The organism is Zobellella endophytica, assembly GCF_003012775.1.
Lineage (GTDB): Bacteria > Pseudomonadota > Gammaproteobacteria > Enterobacterales > Aeromonadaceae > Oceanimonas > Oceanimonas endophytica.
Window position 1 is genome coordinate 1 of the sequence record NZ_PXYG01000055.1, and the last position, 250, is coordinate 250.

Sequence of the window (250 nt, forward strand, 5' to 3'; positions counted from 1 at the left end):
GGCTGGCCCCCGTTCGCTCGCCGCTACTAAGGGGATCTCGGTTGATTTCTGTTCCTCGGGGTACTTAGATGTTTCAGTTCTCCCGGTTCGCCTCGCTGCGCTATGTATTCACGCAACGATACTGCACTGAGTGCAGTGGGTTTCCCCATTCGGACATCACGGGCTCAAGCGCTTCTTACCAGCTCACCCGTGCTTAACGCAGGTTAGCACGTCCTTCATCGCCTCTGACTGCCAAGGCATCCACCGTGTA

At 56.8% G+C, this 250-nt stretch carries 1 rRNA gene; it reads right to left on the reverse strand.

The window, feature by feature from the left end:
- Positions 1 to 248: ribosomal RNA gene (locus C7H85_RS19415) — 23S ribosomal RNA — on the reverse strand; the annotation flags it as partial.
- Between the last annotated feature and the right edge of the window lie 2 nt (positions 249 to 250).